This is a genomic window from Oryzomicrobium sp., assembly GCF_036820405.1.
In the GTDB taxonomy this organism is placed as follows: Bacteria; Pseudomonadota; Gammaproteobacteria; order Burkholderiales; family Rhodocyclaceae; genus Oryzomicrobium.
Genome location: NZ_DAISLS010000004.1, coordinates 246,744 through 263,763 on the forward strand (window position 1 = coordinate 246,744; position 17,020 = coordinate 263,763).

Genomic DNA, 17,020 nt, shown 5'->3' on the forward strand with positions numbered 1-17,020 from the left:
GGCTTACGCCCCTTCCAGTTCGGCGCGCTTGCGCTCGTTGTTGAGGTGGAAGGCGCCTTCCACCACGATTTTCTGCCCCTGCTTGAGGCCCGCCTGGACGACGCGCACGCCACCGTTGTCCGGGCCCAGGGTCACCGGCGTGAGGCGGAACTGGCCGGCGGCCACCTCGACGAACACGTGGTCCTTGTTGTCCTCGCGCACCACGGCGGCGGCCGGCACGGTCAGACGCGGCTCGGGGCGGGCGGCGATGAGCATGGTGGCGAGCATGGCCGGCTTGAGGCGGCGCTCCTTGTTGTCCAGCTCGGTGCGCACCAGCACCGTGCGGGTTTCCGGGTTCACCGTGTCGCTGATGTAGATGAGCTTGCCGGTGAGGCGGGCGTCGTCCAGGGCGGGAATGTCGAGCTGCACGTCCTGGCCCACCTTGACCAGGGCCGCCTGCTGCTCCGGCACGTCGGCCACGGCCCACAGGCGGGACAGGTCGGCCACGGTGAACAGGGCGTCGGCGGGCTGCACCACCTGGCCCTGGGTGACCTTGCGCTCGACCACGGTGCCGGCCACGGTGGACACCACCGGCGAGAAGGAATCGATGGCGCCGCTGGCGGCCAGGCGCTCGATGCCGCCCCCGGACATGCCGAGGATGCGCAGCTGGTCGGCGGCGGCCCGGGTCTCGGCCTGGGCGGTGCCGTACTCGTTTTCGCGCCGCTGCAATTCGGCCGAGGCGATCACCCCGGCCTCGTGCAGGGTGCGCGCCCGCTCCACGCTGCGCCGCGCCAGTTCCGAGGCGGCGCGGCTCTTCAGGTATTGCAGCTGGGCCTGGCCCAGCTCGGTGGAGTTGATGCGCGCCAGCATCTCGCCGGGCTTGACCGCCTGGCCCAGGGTGGCGCGGATTTCCGAGACCCGGCCGGTGATCGGCGCACCGATGCGCGCTAGGCGCTGCTCGTCGAAATCCAGCCGTCCGGCCACGCGCAGGGTTTCGGCCACCTGGGTGGGCTCGGCGGCAGCCACTTTCAGGCTTTGCAGCAGGGCCGGCTGGGGTGTGACCAGGGCCGGGTCGGCCACCGTGGCGGCGGCCGGCTTGGCGTCTTCCTTGCCGCAGCCGGCAAGGGAGAGGAGGGCGGCGGCCAGGGCGGCAGCCAGGATCAGGCCCGGACGGCGGGGCGCGCGAAGGGTGTGGGAGGTCATGGGATCAACGCCCGGAGGCGGCGGGAGAGGAGGGGGAAGAGGGCAGGGCGGCGGCGTCGTCCGGGCTGGCTGCGCTGGTGGTGGGGGCGGTGCGCAGCCGTTCCAGCTCGACCACGGCGGCGGCCAACTCGTAGCGGGCGGCGATCAGTTCGTTGCGCGCCGCCCGGTAGACCCGCTGGGCGTCCAGGTAGTCGAGGATGCCGCGCTCGCCGTAGCGGTAGGCGGCTTCGGCCACCTTCAAGGCGTTTTCCGCCTGGCGCACGATGCCCGTTTCCAGGGCGGCCACCTGGCTGGTGGCGATCTCGTACTGGTGGTAGGCCCCTTCCAAGGACTGGAGCAGGGTGAAACGCTGTTCTTCCAGGGCGTAGCGGCTGCGCCGGGCCTGGGCGGCGGCCTCGGCCACCGGGCCGCTGCGCCGGTCCCACAGGGGAATGGTCACCACCACGCCGAGCTTGTCGTTGCGCACGTCCGGGTCGTTGTCCCGGCTGGCCTTGAGGGCCACCGCCGGGGTGCGCAGGCTGCGCTCCAGGGACAGCCGGGCCTCGGCCTGCTCGGCGGCCTCGCGGCTGCGGGCCAGGTCCGGGTTGCGCGCCAGGATGTCGTCGCGCAGCCGTTCCAGGGACGGCACCTCCAGGCGGGTGGGCAGGCCGCCGTCCAGGGCGAAGTCGGCCGGCAGCCCCTGGCCCACGTACTGGCGCAGGGCGGCCTTGGCCTGGGTGACGCGGAAAGCGGCGCTCTTGGCCCGGTTGCGGGCCGAGAGCATTTCGGCGTCGGCCTTGATCAGTTCGTAGCGGGCGGCTTCGCCGGTGCTCACCTGCAAGGCGATGCGCCCGTGGATGTCTTCCATCAACTGCTGGTCTTCCCGGGCGGCGGCCAGTTCGGCGTCGCGGCGCAGCACCTCGTAGTAGTGCAGCCGGACCCGGGCCGTCACGTCGGCGAGAAAACCCCGGTATTCGGCCTCGGCCACGCGCAGCCCGGCTTCCGCCGTGCCGATGCGCGCCGAGCGCACCCAGGGCAGGTCCAGGGGCTGGGTCACCGCCACCGTGTAGGCGTTGCCCCGGCTGGTGCCGGGCTGGTTGGGCCGGGCGTTGCCGGCCAGGTATTCCACCTCCGGATTGGGAAAGGCCCGGGCGGTGTCGATCCCGGCCGCCGCCGCGTCGCGCTGGGCCCGGGCGGCCTCGCTGGCCGGGTGGGCGGACACGGCCAGCGCCACCAACTGCTCCAGCCGGAAGGCGGGGGCGGCCTGGGCGGGCGCAGCGCCCGCCGGGGCGCTCCTGGCGGCCGGCGTCTTGGCCGGGTCGGCGGCGTGGATGGCCGGGGCGGCCAGGGCCAGCGCCACCGACAGGGTCAGGGCGGCAGACAGGGGCGGGGAACGGTGGGCCGTCAGCGGCGCACCCGAAGGGCAAGGGAAGGGAGACATGGGATGGGGCGGCGGAACGGCCGGGGGGGAGGGGGCAGGTCGGGAAAGGGGTGGAAGAGGAGAAATCCGTGGCTGACGCGTTGTCCGATTTGTCTGACGCAAAGCTGACGAAATTTGTCTTTTGCGGATTTTAGGGAAACGCGGCTGCCGATTCCGTAACAGTCAGTAATTAGTCAGTTTTCTGACAAAACCCCGGTGGGAAGTGGCCTAAAGTGGCGGAAAACGCGCCCCGGCGCGGCTTCTGTAACGGTAGGTAAAGCCTTGGCCGGCAAGGCTCGGCGGGCAACGGCCCTGTGCTATGATCGACTGCTTCCTGACCGCCGCGGAGGCCGGCCGGATCGCCCCAAAACGCCATCCACAGCGTGCTGGCGGCCCGTGGCGGACCTCCCGAGCCTCTGTTTCGCCCGCCCTCTCTCCTCAGGTAAGCCCATGCATTCCGTCTTCCGCTCCCCCTCCGCCTGCTCCGCCCCCGCCTCCCTGATCGCCCGGCCCGCCGCCCTGGCCCTGTCGGTGGCGCTGCTGGCCGCCGCCCTGCCTGTCCAGGCCCAGCAGATGCCGGCCCCGGCCCTCGACGCCAAGGCCTGGCTGCTGCTGGAGTTCGGTTCCGGCCAGACCCTGGCCGCCCAGAACCCCGACCAGAAGATCGAGCCGGCGTCGCTGACCAAGCTGATGACCGCCTACCTGACCTTCTCGGCGCTGCACCACCGGGTGCTGACCCTGGAGCAGACCGTGCAGGTGTCGGAAGCCGCCTGGCGCGCCCAGGGCTCGCGCATGTTCATCGACCCGAAGCGCCCGGTGATCGTCGAAGACCTGATCAAGGGGATGATCGTCCAGTCCGGCAACGACGCCTGCATTGCCCTGGCCGAGGCCATCGCCGGCAGCGAGGTCCAGTTCGCCGACTTGATGAACAAGGAAGCGGCCCGCCTGGGCATGACCAACACCCACTTCATGAACGCCACGGGCCTGCCCGACCCGCAGCACATGACCACCGCCACCGACCTGGCCAAGCTGGCCACGGCGCTGATCCGGGATTTCCCCGCCGAGTACGCCAAGTACTACTCGATGAAGGAATTCCGCTACAACAACATCACCCAGCCCAACCGCAACCGCCTGCTGTTCATCGATCCCAGCGTGGACGGGGTCAAGACCGGCCACACCGACGCCGCCGGCTATTGCCTGATCTCGTCGGCCAAGCGCGGCGAGCGGCGCCTGCTGTCGGTGGTGCTGGGCACCCCGAGCGACGGCGCCCGGGCCCAGGAATCCCTCAAGCTGCTCAACTACGGCTACCAGTACTACGACGCGGTCAAGCTCTACGCCGCCGGCCAACCGGCCTCCAAGATGCGGGTGTGGAAGGGCAAGGAGAACACCGTGGGTGCCGGCTTCCTCAACGACTTCGTGATCGCCGTGCCCAAGGGGGCCGTGTCCGGCGCCCTCAACCAGGGCGCTTCGGGCAAGCTGGCGGTGACCCTGGAATCGAAGCAGCCCCTGGTGGCACCGATCAACAAGGGCGACGTGGTCGGCACCATGAAGGTCACCCTGGAAGGCAAGCCCTACGGCGAGTACCCGGTGGTGGCCACCGAGGACGTGCCGGTGGCCGGCTGGTTCGGCCGCCTGTGGGACACCATCCGCATGTGGTTCGCCTGATCCGCACCTAGGCGCCGCCCGCTTGCGGGCGGCCTTTCCCGGGAGTTCGCGCCATGATCGCCGACATCGTTTTCCTCAACGGCCAGTTCCTGCCTCTGGCCGATGCCAAGATTTCGCCCCTGGACCGGGGCTTCCTGTTCGCCGACGGGGTCTACGAGGTGATCCCGGTGTACTCCCGCCAGCCCTTCCGCCTCGACGAGCACCTGCGCCGCCTCCAGGCCAGCCTGGACGGCATCCGCCTGCCCAACCCCTACAGCCACGCCCAGTGGCAGGCCCGGGTCCGCGAGATGATCGGCCACGCCCCCTTCGCCGACGCCCAGATCTACCTGCAGGTGACCCGGGGCGCTGACAGCAAGCGCGACCACGCCTTTCCCACCGGCGTGGCGCCCACCGTCTTCATGTTCGCCGGGCCCCTGGTGACGCCGGGCGAGTCCGTGCGCACCCTGGGGGTGAGCGCCGTGACCGCGGTGGACAACCGCTGGCTGCGCTGCGACCTGAAGACCCTGGCCCTGCTCGCCAACGTGCTGCTGCGCCAGCAGGCCGTGGACCACGGCTGCGCCGAGACCATCCTGGTGCGCGACGGCTTCGTCACCGAGGGCGCCGCGTCCAACGTCTTTCTGGTCAAGAACGGGGTGCTGCTGGCCCCGCCCAAGAGCCACCTGATGCTGCCGGGCGTCACCTACGACGTGGTGCTCGAACTGGCGGCCCGCCACGGGGTGCCCACCGAGGTGCGGGACATCCTCGCCGACGAGCTGCCGGAAGCCGACGAGTTGTGGATGACCTCGTCCACCAAGGAAGTGCTGGCCATCGCCACCCTGGACGGCCGCCCCGTGGGCCACGGCGCCGCCGCCGGAAAGCCGGGCCCCCTGGCCGAGCGCATGTGGCAGTGGTACCAGCAGTTCAAGAACGACGTGATGCGGACCGGCCGGGACGACTGACCGGCGCCCGTCCGCCGCTTGAAAACAGGCCGGGCCGCCTCCATATTCAATGGAATGGCGGACCTTCCGCCGTCCAACGCAAAGGCAGTACCGTGATTCCCACCCCCCGCGACACCCTCCTCGAATTCCCCTGCGCCTTTCCCCTCAAGATCATGGGGCGGCGCGAGGACACCTTCGCCCAGGCCGTGCTGGAGGTGGTGCTGCGCCACGACCCGGACTTCGACGGCGCTACCATGGAGATGCGCCCGAGCAAGGCCGGCAACTACCTGGCCCTGACCGTTACCGTCACCGCCACCTCCCAGCCCCAGCTCGACGCCCTGTACATGGAGCTGACCGGCCACCCCCTGGTGCTGATGGTGCTGTGAGCGACCGCCCCGCCCCGCTTCCCGCGACCCCCATCGTCCTGCGCCGCCTCGGCCGGGCCGACTACGAGCCTACCTGGCAGGCCATGCAGGCCTTCACCGCCGGTCGCACCGCCGACACGCCCGACGAGCTCTGGCTGGTGGAGCACCCCCCCGTGTTCACCCTGGGCCAGGCCGGCAAGCCCGAGCACCTGCTCCGCGACGTGGGCATCCCCACGGTGAAGATCGACCGGGGCGGCCAGGTCACTTACCACGGCCCCGGACAAGTGGTGGTCTATGCCCTGGTGGACCTGCATCGGCGCGGCCTCAAGGTGCGCGAGCTGGTCAGCCGCATCGAGCAGGCGGTGATCGACCTGCTCGCCGACCTGGGCATCGCTGCCCGGCGCGAGGTCGGCGCCCCCGGCGTGTATGTGGACATCCCCGGCGCCGCCCTGGGCCCCATGGGCGCCAAGATCGCCGCCCTCGGCCTGCGCATCCGCAACGGCTGTTCGTACCACGGTGTGTCACTCAACGTGGACATGGACCTGGCCCCGTTTTCCGCCATTAACCCCTGTGGTTACGAGGGTTTGGCGGTGACACAGACCCGCGACTTGGGGGTATCCTTGAGCCCCCCGGAAGTGGCCGAGGCCCTGGCCTCCCACCTGGTCGCCCAGCTCGAACGCCGCGATCCCCCGGCAATCCAACCGTAACAACACCACGCTGAAACAAGCGCCTGCCCCGCCGCCATAAGCGGCCGGCCGCCGGGCGCGGAGACAACCCATGGCTGAAGCCGGCGTCAAGCAAAAGGGCGAACAGAAAACCGCCCGCATCCCCATCAAGATCGTGCCCCAGGCGCCCCAGCGCAAGCCCGAGTGGATTCGCGTCAAGGCCGGCAACCCGGACGGGCGCTTCGGCGAGATCAAGCAGATGCTGCGCGAGCAGAAGCTGCACACCGTGTGCGAGGAAGCCGCCTGCCCCAACATCGGCGAATGCTTCGGCCGCGGCACCGCCACCTTCATGATCCTGGGCGACATCTGCACCCGCCGCTGCCCCTTCTGCGACGTCGGCCACGGCAAGCCCCTGCCCCCGGACCCGGACGAACCCGCCCACCTGGCCGACTCGGTGGCCCGCCTCAAGCTGCGCTACGTGGTCATCACCAGCGTTGACCGGGACGACCTGCGCGACGGCGGCGCCCGCCATTTCGTGGACGTGATCCGCGCCGTGCGCGAGCAATCCCCCAGCACCACCATCGAAACCCTGGTGCCCGACTTCCGCGGCCGCATGGATACCGCCCTGGACGTGCTCGGCGAAGGTCTGCCCGACATTCTCAACCACAACATGGAAACCGTGCCGCGCCTGTACAAGGCCGCACGGCCCGGCGCCGACTACCAGCATTCGCTGACCTTCATGCAGGAGTTCAAGCGCCGCTACCCGGACGTGCCGACCAAGTCCGGCCTGATGGTCGGCCTGGGCGAGACCGACGAGGAAATCCTTGAGGTGATGCGCGACCTGCGCGCCCACGGCGTGGAAATGCTCACCATCGGCCAGTACCTGGCGCCCTCCAACCACCACCTGCCGGTACAGCGCTACGTGCACCCGGACACCTTCAAAATGTTCGAGGAAAAGGCCAAAGAAATGGGTTTTTCCGGCGCCGCCTGCGGGCCGATGGTGCGTTCCAGCTATTGGGCGGATCAGCAGGCCCATGGGGCAGGTGTTGTATAAATTCCATCGATAAATTGGAATGAACATCGCTATTTCGGACAGCGCATAGTTCATGCGCCCAGCCAACACAAAGGCCGCTCATTGAGCGGCCTTTGTGTTTTTTCTTCGGCCTTGGCGGCCGCTCGCGGTGTGTGCTCGCAATGACCCATTCCGCCTGAAACGGCGGGCATCGATATGGCGATGGATGTGGCCCGTGCTGAAGAATCGAGCACGAACGCTTGCACCGGGTAAAGTTGTGAATTATGGTTCACTGAATGAATCAAAATTCACTTCATCATGGCCTATCGTAAAACCGAACGTGTCGAAGCGCGGCTGGCGGACAACCGCCAACGCATCCTCGCGGCTGCCCGCGAGCTGGTTTCGGAAGGGGGGTGGGGGGAGGCACAAGTCAGCCACGTCGCCTCCGCCGCCGGCGTCGCCACGGGTTCTGTCTATCGCTACTTCCCCTCGAAGGCGGACTTGTTCGTCGAGGTGCTGTCGGTCGTCTCGCAACGGGAGGTCGACGTGCTGGAGGCCATTGCCGATAACGGGGATTCGCCCCACCAGAACCTCCACGTGGCCATCTCGACCTTCGTCGCGCGGGCCATGCGCAACCGCCGGCTGGCCTATGCCCTGATTGCCGAACCGTGCGAGAAGGAAATCGACGAGGCACGCCTGGTTTATCGCCACGCCATCAGCAAGCAGATCATGCGCATCGTCAAGGAAGGTCAGGAACGTGGGGAGTTCCGCGCCGACCTCGACCCGAGCATCGCCGCCACGGTCATCGTTGGTGGGTTCATGGAAAGCCTGATCGGCCCCTTGTCTCCGCTCAACGCCGATTTCGACGCTTCGGGTCCGCAAGGCCCCGAAGCCGTGCATGCCTTGGCCGGGCAGATTGCCGAGGTGTGCTGTGCCGCAGTCGCCCGGTAGAACCCCCTTGCTTCACTAAACACATACCAAAGGAGACAACCATGAACGCCCCCACCCCGGCAGAGACCATCAAGGCCGCCGCAGGCCGTTTCTCAACCCATGTCGTGAAGAACCAGGCGGCGATGCCGACCGGTTTCAACGCCTTCGACGACGATGCCGTGCTGAAGGCGGCCATCGGGCGTGAGGCGCCTTGGGCTGCGCCCAAGTGCTCGGCCGTCGGCCAGCTTGCCGGGGACGAGGCGATCCAGGAGCTGGCCCGCCAGGCCAATCGCAACATCCCCGAGCTGAAGACCCATGACCGCTTCGGTAACCGCATCGACTGGGTGGATTTCCATCCGGCCTGGCATCAACTGATGTCGTTGGCGTGGCAACATGAAGTGCCGACGCTGGCCTGGACGGCCACGGAAAAGCATCCCCACTACGCCAGGGCGGTGCTGTCCTACCTGTGGAACCAGGTCGAGCAGGGCACGGGATGCCCCACCGGGATGGCCTATGCCTCCTACGCCGGCTTTTGCCACGAGCCTGCGCTGCGGATTTGGGCGGAAAAGTCCCTGGGCACGGTCTATGAGAACAGCCGCCGCGAGGTGGCCGACAAGCCGTCGGTGGTCATCGGCTACGCCATGACCGAAAAACAAGGCGGCTCCGACCTGCGCGAGACCCAGACCACCGCGGTGTTTTCCCATGCCGCCGATTACCACGGTGCCACCGCCCACTGGTACGAATTGACCGGGCATAAGTGGTTCTGCTCGGTGCCCCAGTCCGACGGCTTCTTCACCCTGGCCAAGGTGAACGGCGGCGTGACCTGCTTCTTCCTGCCGCGCACGCTGCCCGACGGCAGCTACAACCGCTTCTTCATCCAGCGCCTCAAGGACAAGGCCGGCAACCGTTCCAACGCCGGTAGCGAAGTCGAGTACAGCGGCACCTTGGCGATCCGGGTCGGCGAGGAAGGCGCTGGCATCCGGGAGATCATTTCCCACTCCCACCTGACCCGCCTGGATTTCGCCGTGGGCTCGGCGGGATTGATGCGCCAGGTGCTCACCCTGGCCCTCAACCACGCCACGACCCGCGGCGGCTTCGGCTCCCCCCTGGCCAAGCGGCCGATGATGGCCAACGTGCTGGCCGACATGGCGGTCGAGGTCGAGGCGGCGACGCTGATGGCGCTGCGCATCGCCAAGGCCACGGACTACATCGACAGCGATGTGCAGGAAAAGGCGTTCGCCCGGGTGGCGACGCCGATGGCGAAGTACTTCAACTGTTCCCGGGTGGTGGCGGTGGCCAACGAGGCCCTGCAATGCCACGGCGGCAACGGTTTCGTCGAGGATGGCCCGATGGCCCGCCTGTACCGGGAGGCGCCGCTCAACAGTGTGTGGGAAGGCACCGCCAACATGATGTGCATGGACGTGCGTCGCGCCATGACCAAGGACGCGAGCTGCCGCGATGCCCTGTTTGCCGAACTGGCCGACGTGCGCGGCCAGGACGCCCGCTTCGACGGCTACGTGGACGCCATGGGGCCGTTGCTGGAAGCGATGCTCCAGGACGAATTCCTGGCCCGCCCGGCCGCGGAGGCGATTGCCCGTTCCCTGCAAGGGGCGGAGTTGCTGCGCCATTCGACGCCGGAGGTCATCGACGTGTTCATGAAGACCCGGCTGGGCGGCGGCACGAACAGCTGGGGCGCCATGTTCGGCACGCTCGGCCCGGGCGTCACCCAAGCCCAGGCGGACCTGATCGTCGAACGGGCGCGGGTGATGCGCTGAACCGATGCAGGCTGCGAACCCCGGGCCTCACTGGGTCATGAGGGGCTCGGGGTGCGCGGTTGCGGGCCGGGGCCGGGCGAAGCGCTGTTCCAGCACTTCGCAGCCCCACTGGGTGCCGGGCTTTTCTTCCACGCAGGCAAACCCGTGGTTCTCATAGAGGTGGCGGGCGGCAGCCAGGCCGGCGAAGGTCCACAGCTGGGTTTCCGCGAAACCCCGTTCATCCGCGAAGGCCAGGGCCGTGGCGATGAGCCCGCGTCCGACGCCGCCGCCGCGGGCACCGTCGTCAACGATGAACCAGCGCAGGTGGGCGATGCCCCCGCCCATGTCTTCGCCGTCGATGGCGATCGAGCCGAGGATCTTGCCGTCTTGCCGGGCGGTCCACAGCCCGTTTCGGGGGCGCTCCAGGCGGTCGCAGAAATCCGCCAGGCCGCGGGCCACGACCGATTCGAAACGCTGGCCAAAGCCTGAGGCGCGGGCGTAGTAGAGGGCGTGCATTTCCGTGACGCGCGCGATGAGGCCCGGTTGGTAGCCGCCGACGATCTCAATGGGTGCGACGGTAGGGCGATCCTCTGCCTGGGACGCGAGGGCGCCGGTATACAGGCGCAGCCCCTCCAGCACGGCGCGGTCCTGGCCGGGTTGCAGCCGGCCGAGGGCCTCGGCCACCTGGGTGCGGGCGAACGCATGGATTGCCGCGACGCGCCGGTGGCCGGCGGGGGTGAGGGAAAGCCGCTTGACGCGGCCATCCTCCTGCCCAGCCTCTTCCTGGACGTCGCCGGCAAGCACGAGCTTGCGCAGCATCCGGCTGACGCTGGATTTTTCCAGGCGCAGGCGCGCGCCGAGGTCGCGGGCGGTGGCGCAGCCCTGCTCCAGTTCGATCAGGGCATGCACGGCGGAGGGCGAAAGATCGGTGCCGGCGAAATCCCCGCCCATGAACCCCAGTTCGCGCACCATCGTGCGCGATACGGAGCGAATCGCTTCGACAAGGGATGGATCGGCCACCATGGCGCAACTCTCGTGTTGGGTAATAGTTGTTTTATACAACTATATGGTTGTATGTAGCAACCAGTGGTGAAGCTGCCAGGGCGTACTCAGGCGCCGTCGCAGCCTGGAGTATGGCCCCGAGCCTCCTGGCAGCAGTGCTTGCGGCAGCTTCGCATCCGGCCGAAAGCACACGGGCGGAGCCGAGCCGGTTCCGGGCGGCGAGTGCCCGGGGCCCGCATGCGGTGGCGAAGCGGTCAGGCGGATGCGGTAAAATCCACGCCCCAACTGAACAAGCAAGGACCCAATCGTGAGCGCTCCCGTCGGCCTGAGACACCTGAGCAACCAGACCCTGTTCCGCAAGGGCGACGTGTTCGTCCTGTTTGGCGAGCTGTTCGGCCGCGGTTACGCCAACGGCCTGGTGAACCAGGCCCGGGAAGCGGGCATGACCCTGATCGGTATGACCGTGGGCCGGCGCGAGTCCGACGGTTCCCTGCGCCGCCTCACCGACGAGGAGCTGGCCGCCGCCGAAGCCAACCTGGGCGGCAAGATCATCAACGTGCCCCTGATGGCCGGCTTCGACATGGACGCCCCGGCCGGCACCCCGACCCCCACCGAGATGGTCGGCGGCATGGGCCTCAAGACCTGGCAGGAGGACAAGCTCGACTGGGCCCAGGTGGAAGCCTGCCGCGCCGTCGGTGTGGCCCGCTTCAAGGCCGGCGTGGCCGAGGCCATGGCCCAGCTGGACGGCCTGATCCCGGATGGCGCCAACGTCTTCTTCGCCCACACCATGGCCGGCGGCCTGGTCAAGGCCAAGGTCTTCCTGGCCATCGCCAACCGCATCTACAAGGGCCGCGGGGAGCGCTTCATGTCCTCCCGCGCCCTGCTCGATTCCGATCTGGGCAAGCTCAACCTGATGAACTTCGACGAGGTCACCGCCAACACCTTCGGCTACCTCATCGAAGGCAGCGCCGCCCTGCGCGCGCGCATCGAAAAGAGCGGCGGCAGCACCCGCTACACCGCCTACGGCTACCACGGCACCGAGATCCTGATCGACGGCCAGTACCAGTGGCAGACCTACACCAACTACACCCAGGGCTACGCCAAGAAGCGCCTGGAGGACATCGCCCGGGCCGCCTGGGACCAGGGCATCAAGGCCACCGTCTTCAACTGCCCGGAAATCCGCACCAACTCCTCCGACATCTTCGTCGGCGTGGAACTGTCCCTGGTGCCCCTGCTCAACGCCCTCAAGCGCGAAGGGTGCGGCGCCTGGGGCGAAGCACAGTGGGCGGCCTGTCAGGCCCTGCTCAAGGACGAGGCCTCCCTGGCCGAGGTGCTCGCCACCCTCAACCGCTACAACACCGACCCGGTCATGGTCGGCTTCCGCAACTTCGACGCCTGGCCCATGGACAACACCCCCGAGCTGGCCGAGTGCATGATCGGCACCGCCGAGGGCATCACCGCCCTGCATAAGGAGCGCACCGCCCTGATCACCGACCACCTGAGCGCCCTGGTGATCGAGGCCACCGGCCCGCTCATGTTCAACGAGGCCGGCGCCCCGAGCGGCCCGGTGCTGTGGCTCAATCACGACGTGATCGCCAAGCAGTTGGCTGCCCTGCACGGCTGAGTCTGACGTTACGGTAGATAGGAGCGAGAGGGCCGGCACTGCCGGCCTTCTTCTTTTGGGCCTTCTTGTTTTGGATGCCGCCCCGCTGTTTCGGCTGGGCTATGCTTGGCGGGCATCCATCTTCCGCAGCGGGATCGCCTCCGCTCCCGAGCATTCGACCATCGTGCAATCCACCACTCCCCCTTCCCCCAACGCCGAGCCGACCCGGGCCGAGATCGCGGCCCTGGCCGGGCCGGCCGTGCTCGAATTCGGCGCCTCCTGGTGCGGCCACTGCAAGGCCGCCCAGCCCCTGATCGCCACCGCCTGGGCCGGCCACGGCGGGGTGCGTCGCATCGTCATCGAGGATGGCCCCGGGCGCCGCCTGGGGCGGGCCTACCGCGTCACCCTGTGGCCGACCCTGGTGTTCCTGCGCGACGGCGAAGAGGTCGCCCGCCTGGTGCGGCCCAACGACGCCGACGAGATCGCCCGGGCCCTGGCCCTGATCGACCCGGCATGAACGCATGAGCGCCAACGACTTCGCCGCCCTGGACCGGGCGGGCCTCAACCTCCAGGCCGTGTTCGACCTGGATGCCCTGCCCGATGAACTGGCGGCCGACCTGCGCCGGCGTTTCGACCCGGCGGGCCGCTACCGCCAGCTGATCCTCCTCGGCCACGCCGGCCGGACCCTGTGGACGGCGGTGCAGGCCGCCAGCCTGGCGTCGGCGGACCCCATCGACGATTTCAGCGTGGCCACCGCCACCGCCTGGTTCGCCGAACGCTGCCCGGGCCGGGCGTGGCGCATCGTCTATCCCGGCGACGCCCCGGTGGGGCTCCAGGCCCTGGGCAAGCTGGCCGGCTGGCACCATCCCACCCCCTTCATGATCGGCATCCAGCCGGGCTGGGGCACCTGGTATGCCTACCGGCTGGCCATGCTCGCCGACAGCGACCTGGTGCCCACGCGGCCTCTGCGCCACGCCCCGCCCTGCGCCAGCTGTGCCGGCCGGCCCTGCGTCGCCGCCTGCCCGGCCGACGCCCTGGCGGGGGAGGGGTTCGCCCTGGAGCGCTGCATCGCCTACCGCCGCCGCGATGATTCCCGCTGCAAGGCCACCTGCGTCGCCCGCCTCACCTGCCCGGTGGGGGCCGAGCACCGCTACGACGAGGCCCAGCTGCGCCACACCTACGCGATCTCGTTGCGGGCCATCGAGAAATACTGCACCGACCCGGGCCCCGGCGCGCCGCGTCAGGTCCATCGGGCCGCCAAGGCGCCGGGCGCCTAGGGCGGTGTTGCGCCGGGGGCGGCCGCCTGCCAGGCGGCGTAGCCCCCCTTGAGCGGGCGCACCGAGGTGTGCCCGCGCTGTTGCAGTTCCCGCGCCATCTTCACCGCCGTGGCATCCCCGGGACAGGCGCACATCGTGACGATGGGCCGGTCCTTCGGCCAGGCGGCGGCGGTCTGGCACAGCTGGTCGGTGGGCAGGGCCACGGCCCCGGGAATGGGGCCGGTTTCGGCGATCATCGCCGCCCCGCGTAGGTCGAGCAGCAGGGGCGGCCGGTCAGAGGCCAGGGCCGCCAGCAGTTCGGCCGGGCTGATGTGGGGAATCGCCGCCAGCCGCTCGAAACGGTATTTCTGCCAGAACTTCCAACCCAGCCACAGGACGAAGGCGGCCAGCAGGGCCCCCGCCACCAGGCCGCCGTTGGCGCTCAGGGCGGCGATGGCTGCCTGGACCTGGCCGCGCAGCAGCCAGCCGGCCAGCAGTGCGGCACCGGCCCAGAGCGCCGCACCCAGGCCGGCGGCGGCGAGAAAGCTCGGCAGGGGCATGCGCAGGGCGCCGGCGATGGGCGGTGCCACGGTGGAAAAGCCGGGGACGAACTTGGCCACCACCAGGGACCACACTCCCCAGCGGATGAAGCGTTCCTCGGTTTCGGATACGCAAGACCCGGGGTTGATCGACAGCCGGCACAGGCCGTTCAGCACCCGGTAGCCGAAGGCCCGCCCGGCCAGGTACCACAGCCAGTCGGCAAACACCGAGGCCAGCACCGCCGCGCCGAGCAGGGCGCCGGCCTGGCCGCCGGCCAAGGCCAGGCTGCCCGCCACCAGCAGGGTGGGCACCGCCGGCACCGGCAGCCCCACCTGCTGCATGAGCACGTTGAGGAAGACCACCCAGACGGCGTCGCGCTGTAGGGCGGTGGTGAGCTGGGCGATGTCCATGAGGCCGGTCCGGGGTCGGGTGAGGGGCAAGCATAGCCGAAGCGGCCCGGGGCGGCGGGCCGGAACGATGGGTGGAGCGGATTTCTGCGCGGCGCATACTGTCGACACCGGGGTGCCCTGCGGGGCACCCGTGCATTCACAAGGAGATCGACATGCTGGACTGGAAAACCTACCGCAAGCAGCTGGTTACCCGCATCGGCGAAATCGCCGGCCTCAGCCCGGAGACGGTCAAGGGCTATCAGACCCTGAGCAATGCCGGCCAGGCCACCAACCACCTGGATGCCAAGACCCGGGAGCTGATCGCCCTGGCGGTGGCGGTGACCACCCGCTGCGATGGCTGCATTGCCGTACATTCGGCGGCGGCCCTGAAGCAGGGCGCCAGCCGGGAGGAGATCGCCGAGGCCCTGGGCGTGGCGGTGGCCCTCAACGCCGGGGCGGCGCTGGTCTATTCGGCCCGGGTGATGGATGCCATTGCGCCCCCCGAGGCCCAGGGCTGAACCTTCCCGGCTGCCCCGCTCAGGCGGCGCCGAGGCGCCACAGGGAGGTGACTTCCTTGCTGCGTGCCGCGTGCAGCGGGTCGTCCGGGTCGCCAGCCTTGGGGTGGCGCGGGCGGACGTCGTGGCGGCCGAGTACCGTCAGCCCGGCCTCGGCGATCCAGGCGAGCAGTTGCTCCCGGGGGCGTAGCCCCAGGTGCTCGGCCAGGTCGGAAATGATCAGCCAGCCCTCGCCACCGGGGGCGAGGTGGGCCGCCAGCCTAGCGAGAAAGCCGCGCAGCATGCGGCTGTCCGGGTCGTAGACCGCGTACTCCACGGCAGAGGTCGGCTTGGCCGGCACCCAGGGCGGGTTGCAGACCACCAGGGGCGCCTGGCCTTCCGGGAACAGGTCGGCCTCGATCACCTCCACCTGCCGCGCCAGCCCCAGCCGGGCCAGGTTGTCCCGGGCGCAGGCCAGGGCGCGCGGGTCCTGGTCGGTGGCGACGATGCGCGGGATGCCGCGCCGCGCCAGCACTGCCGCCAGTACGCCGCTGCCGGTGCCGATGTCGAAGGCCAGGGCCGGCGCCGGGCTGGGCAGGGGCACGCTCGCCACCAGGTCCACGTACTCGCCGCGCACCGGCGAAAAAACGCCGTAGTAGGGGTGGATGCGTCCGCCCAGGGCGCCAATCTCCACTCCCTTCTTGCGCCACTCGTGGGCGCCCACCAGCCCGAGCAGTTCGCGCAGCGACAGCACCGAGGGGCCGTCCGCCGGGCCGTAGGCTTCCAGGCAGGCGGCGGCCACGTCCGGGGCGCGGCGCAGGTGGATGCGGTAGTCGGCATCCAGGGGAATCAGCACCTTCCCCAGCACCCGGGCCCGTTCCCCCTGGGTCTGGCGGTGGCGGTGGAAGGCTTCCGCCGGGGTGGGGGGCGTGGCGATCCCGGGGGGCTTGGCCTTCTTGCTGTAGCGCGCCGCGATAAATCAGCGGCTGGCGGTGAGATAAATTGACGCCCGCAATTTTGCACGTAGCAGAAAGAAATTGCAGGCGTTGAGGGTTAGGAAATAGCCGGGGGCGTAAATCCAATCACTGCCTCCGCTACATCGCCACCGCTCTTTCGGGTATCCGCGATCAGCTTATCCAGCGCACCTTGGGCCCGCTCCTCCCAGTCGAAGCATGACCGCACGTGGCCAGCTACGGCACCGGCGATGGGGCGGATGTCGTCCAGGGTAACGCGCACCCAGCCGTCCACCGCTTTCCATGGGGTATCCGGGATAAGCCCACCAGTCAGGGAAGCGAAGGCGCTAGAGAGCTGGGCCTGGCTCTCCCGGTCGGTCTTGATTTGTACCCCACCAACATCGATGCCACCTACCTCGCGGGTCCAGCGCATAGCAGCGATCTCGTCGAGCTTAAGCTGGCGCAGGATGTCCAGATCCTTCGGCTCGCTTGAGTATGTGCCATCACCGTGATCCGACACCCAGTAATAGCGTTCGTCCGGCCGGGGACCAGCAGCAGTCGTGGCCTCAACGATCCCATATTCGGCCCGAAGCACCGGATCTTGTAGGTGCAAGGCGGGAATAGTAATGGCGTCGTCGCCCTCACCGATGGTCAGGTCGACGTCGATACGGATTTTTTGGCCATTCAGTTGAAACATGCTGGCTCCTTAGCGGGCGTTGGCGTAGCGAAACGGGAAAGCAGCAATCGACAGGTAGATGTGCGTCCCCCCTGCTCCCGTGAAGTTGATCGAGTCGGAAGTGGAGACAGCCGAACGGACTTTGTATCCATTCGAGACAAGGTCAATGTCGGCGCGACTTGCCTCTGCTGCCGTCGAGTTGGCCCGTAGGGAGTTAG

At 68.9% G+C, this 17,020-nt stretch carries 17 protein-coding genes and 1 pseudogene; 11 read left to right on the top strand and 7 right to left on the bottom strand.

From position 1 onward, the window contains the following. Positions 1 to 3: 3 nt before the first annotated feature. The gene (locus V7Z98_RS05335) at positions 4 to 1,182 is read right to left on the bottom strand and encodes an efflux RND transporter periplasmic adaptor subunit (protein WP_334157252.1); all 1,179 of its coding nucleotides are present in this window, start codon (positions 1,180 to 1,182) and stop codon (positions 4 to 6) included. Positions 1,183 to 1,186: 4 nt separating this feature from the next. Further along, entirely contained in the window at positions 1,187 to 2,602 is a 1,416-nt protein-coding gene (locus V7Z98_RS05340) for a TolC family protein (RefSeq protein ID WP_334157253.1), read from the bottom strand. A 498-nt stretch (positions 2,603 to 3,100) separates the two neighbouring features. Here V7Z98_RS05340 and V7Z98_RS05345 point away from each other — a divergent pair, with 498 nt between their 5' ends. The 7 genes from V7Z98_RS05345 to V7Z98_RS05375 all read left to right on the top strand — a co-directional run bounded on the left by V7Z98_RS05345 (position 3,101) and on the right by V7Z98_RS05375 (position 9,910). Continuing rightward, entirely contained in the window at positions 3,101 to 4,246 is a 1,146-nt protein-coding gene (locus V7Z98_RS05345; protein ID WP_293261285.1) for a D-alanyl-D-alanine carboxypeptidase family protein, read from the top strand. 53 nt (positions 4,247 to 4,299) lie between these two features. Then, complete coding sequence (locus tag V7Z98_RS05350) at positions 4,300 to 5,184, top strand: D-amino acid aminotransferase (protein WP_334157254.1); 885 nt, start codon at positions 4,300 to 4,302, stop codon at positions 5,182 to 5,184. Between the two features lie 152 nt (positions 5,185 to 5,336). After that, positions 5,337 to 5,549 carry a YbeD family protein gene (locus tag V7Z98_RS05355; RefSeq protein WP_293261282.1) on the top strand — a complete coding sequence of 71 codons (213 nt, stop codon included), beginning with the start codon at positions 5,337 to 5,339 and terminating at the stop codon, positions 5,547 to 5,549. Then, the gene (gene lipB, locus V7Z98_RS05360) at positions 5,546 to 6,235 is read left to right on the top strand and encodes a lipoyl(octanoyl) transferase LipB (RefSeq protein WP_334157255.1); all 690 of its coding nucleotides are present in this window, start codon (positions 5,546 to 5,548) and stop codon (positions 6,233 to 6,235) included. Before V7Z98_RS05355 ends, lipB begins: the two co-directional genes overlap by 4 nt. 70 nt (positions 6,236 to 6,305) lie before the next feature. Then, positions 6,306 to 7,247, top strand: coding sequence for a lipoyl synthase (gene lipA, locus V7Z98_RS05365; RefSeq protein WP_293260638.1), 942 nt, complete (start codon positions 6,306 to 6,308; stop codon positions 7,245 to 7,247). Between the two features lie 276 nt (positions 7,248 to 7,523). Further along, complete coding sequence (locus tag V7Z98_RS05370) at positions 7,524 to 8,156, top strand: TetR/AcrR family transcriptional regulator (protein ID WP_334157256.1); 633 nt, start codon at positions 7,524 to 7,526, stop codon at positions 8,154 to 8,156. 41 nt (positions 8,157 to 8,197) lie between these two features. Beyond that, positions 8,198 to 9,910 carry an acyl-CoA dehydrogenase family protein gene (locus tag V7Z98_RS05375; protein ID WP_334157257.1) on the top strand — a complete coding sequence of 571 codons (1,713 nt, stop codon included), beginning with the start codon at positions 8,198 to 8,200 and terminating at the stop codon, positions 9,908 to 9,910. Between the two features lie 27 nt (positions 9,911 to 9,937). Here V7Z98_RS05375 and V7Z98_RS05380 read toward each other — a convergent pair whose 3' ends face one another. Then, complete coding sequence (locus tag V7Z98_RS05380; RefSeq protein WP_334157258.1) at positions 9,938 to 10,912, bottom strand: bifunctional helix-turn-helix transcriptional regulator/GNAT family N-acetyltransferase; 975 nt, start codon at positions 10,910 to 10,912, stop codon at positions 9,938 to 9,940. Between the two features lie 286 nt (positions 10,913 to 11,198). Here V7Z98_RS05380 and V7Z98_RS05385 point away from each other — a divergent pair, with 286 nt between their 5' ends. The 3 genes from V7Z98_RS05385 to V7Z98_RS05395 all read left to right on the top strand — a co-directional run bounded on the left by V7Z98_RS05385 (position 11,199) and on the right by V7Z98_RS05395 (position 13,771). Next, positions 11,199 to 12,515: an enoyl ACP reductase FabMG family protein gene (locus V7Z98_RS05385; RefSeq protein ID WP_334157259.1), complete on the top strand. Its 1,317-nt coding sequence runs from the start codon at positions 11,199 to 11,201 to the stop codon at positions 12,513 to 12,515. Between the two features lie 163 nt (positions 12,516 to 12,678). Next, positions 12,679 to 13,011: a thioredoxin family protein gene (locus tag V7Z98_RS05390; protein WP_293260629.1), complete on the top strand. Its 333-nt coding sequence runs from the start codon at positions 12,679 to 12,681 to the stop codon at positions 13,009 to 13,011. A gap of 4 nt (positions 13,012 to 13,015) precedes the next feature. Next, positions 13,016 to 13,771, top strand: coding sequence for a hypothetical protein (locus V7Z98_RS05395; RefSeq protein WP_334157260.1), 756 nt, complete (start codon positions 13,016 to 13,018; stop codon positions 13,769 to 13,771). On the opposite strand, the gene V7Z98_RS05400 is transcribed toward V7Z98_RS05395, so the two are convergent. Next, complete coding sequence (locus V7Z98_RS05400; protein ID WP_334157261.1) at positions 13,768 to 14,700, bottom strand: VTT domain-containing protein; 933 nt, start codon at positions 14,698 to 14,700, stop codon at positions 13,768 to 13,770. The two genes, V7Z98_RS05395 and V7Z98_RS05400, sit on opposite strands and share 4 nt — an antisense overlap. A gap of 152 nt (positions 14,701 to 14,852) precedes the next feature. Here V7Z98_RS05400 and V7Z98_RS05405 point away from each other — a divergent pair, with 152 nt between their 5' ends. Continuing rightward, positions 14,853 to 15,197 (top strand): carboxymuconolactone decarboxylase family protein, encoded by a 345-nt coding sequence (locus V7Z98_RS05405; RefSeq protein ID WP_293260626.1) that lies wholly within the window; start codon positions 14,853 to 14,855, stop codon positions 15,195 to 15,197. Positions 15,198 to 15,216: 19 nt separating this feature from the next. Here the strand turns inward: V7Z98_RS05405 and V7Z98_RS05410 are convergent. The 3 genes and pseudogenes from V7Z98_RS05410 to V7Z98_RS05420 all read right to left on the bottom strand — a co-directional run. After that, positions 15,217 to 16,101, bottom strand: a pseudogene (locus V7Z98_RS05410) (methyltransferase); the annotation flags it as partial. 125 nt (positions 16,102 to 16,226) lie between these two features. After that, positions 16,227 to 16,823, bottom strand: a complete 597-nt coding sequence (locus tag V7Z98_RS05415) for a DUF4376 domain-containing protein (RefSeq protein ID WP_334157262.1) — start codon at positions 16,821 to 16,823, stop codon at positions 16,227 to 16,229. A gap of 9 nt (positions 16,824 to 16,832) precedes the next feature. After that, positions 16,833 to 17,020, bottom strand: a 188-nt coding sequence (locus V7Z98_RS05420; RefSeq protein WP_334157263.1) for a hypothetical protein, incomplete at its 5' end; no start/stop codon positions are given.

Coding starts and splice junctions, on each gene's coding strand:
- V7Z98_RS05335 (WP_334157252.1), bottom strand. CDS start 1,182: ATGACCTCCCACACCCTTCGCGCGCCCCGCCGTCCGGGCCTGATCCTG.
- V7Z98_RS05340 (WP_334157253.1), bottom strand. CDS start 2,602: ATGTCTCCCTTCCCTTGCCCTTCGGGTGCGCCGCTGACGGCCCACCGT.
- V7Z98_RS05350 (WP_334157254.1), top strand. CDS start 4,300: ATGATCGCCGACATCGTTTTCCTCAACGGCCAGTTCCTGCCTCTGGCC.
- V7Z98_RS05355 (WP_293261282.1), top strand. CDS start 5,337: ATGGGGCGGCGCGAGGACACCTTCGCCCAGGCCGTGCTGGAGGTGGTG.
- lipA (WP_293260638.1), top strand. CDS start 6,306: ATGGCTGAAGCCGGCGTCAAGCAAAAGGGCGAACAGAAAACCGCCCGC.
- V7Z98_RS05370 (WP_334157256.1), top strand. CDS start 7,524: ATGGCCTATCGTAAAACCGAACGTGTCGAAGCGCGGCTGGCGGACAAC.
- V7Z98_RS05375 (WP_334157257.1), top strand. CDS start 8,198: ATGAACGCCCCCACCCCGGCAGAGACCATCAAGGCCGCCGCAGGCCGT.
- V7Z98_RS05380 (WP_334157258.1), bottom strand. CDS start 10,912: ATGGTGGCCGATCCATCCCTTGTCGAAGCGATTCGCTCCGTATCGCGC.
- V7Z98_RS05395 (WP_334157260.1), top strand. CDS start 13,016: ATGAGCGCCAACGACTTCGCCGCCCTGGACCGGGCGGGCCTCAACCTC.
- V7Z98_RS05400 (WP_334157261.1), bottom strand. CDS start 14,700: ATGGACATCGCCCAGCTCACCACCGCCCTACAGCGCGACGCCGTCTGG.
- V7Z98_RS05405 (WP_293260626.1), top strand. CDS start 14,853: ATGCTGGACTGGAAAACCTACCGCAAGCAGCTGGTTACCCGCATCGGC.
- V7Z98_RS05415 (WP_334157262.1), bottom strand. CDS start 16,823: ATGTTTCAACTGAATGGCCAAAAAATCCGTATCGACGTCGACCTGACC.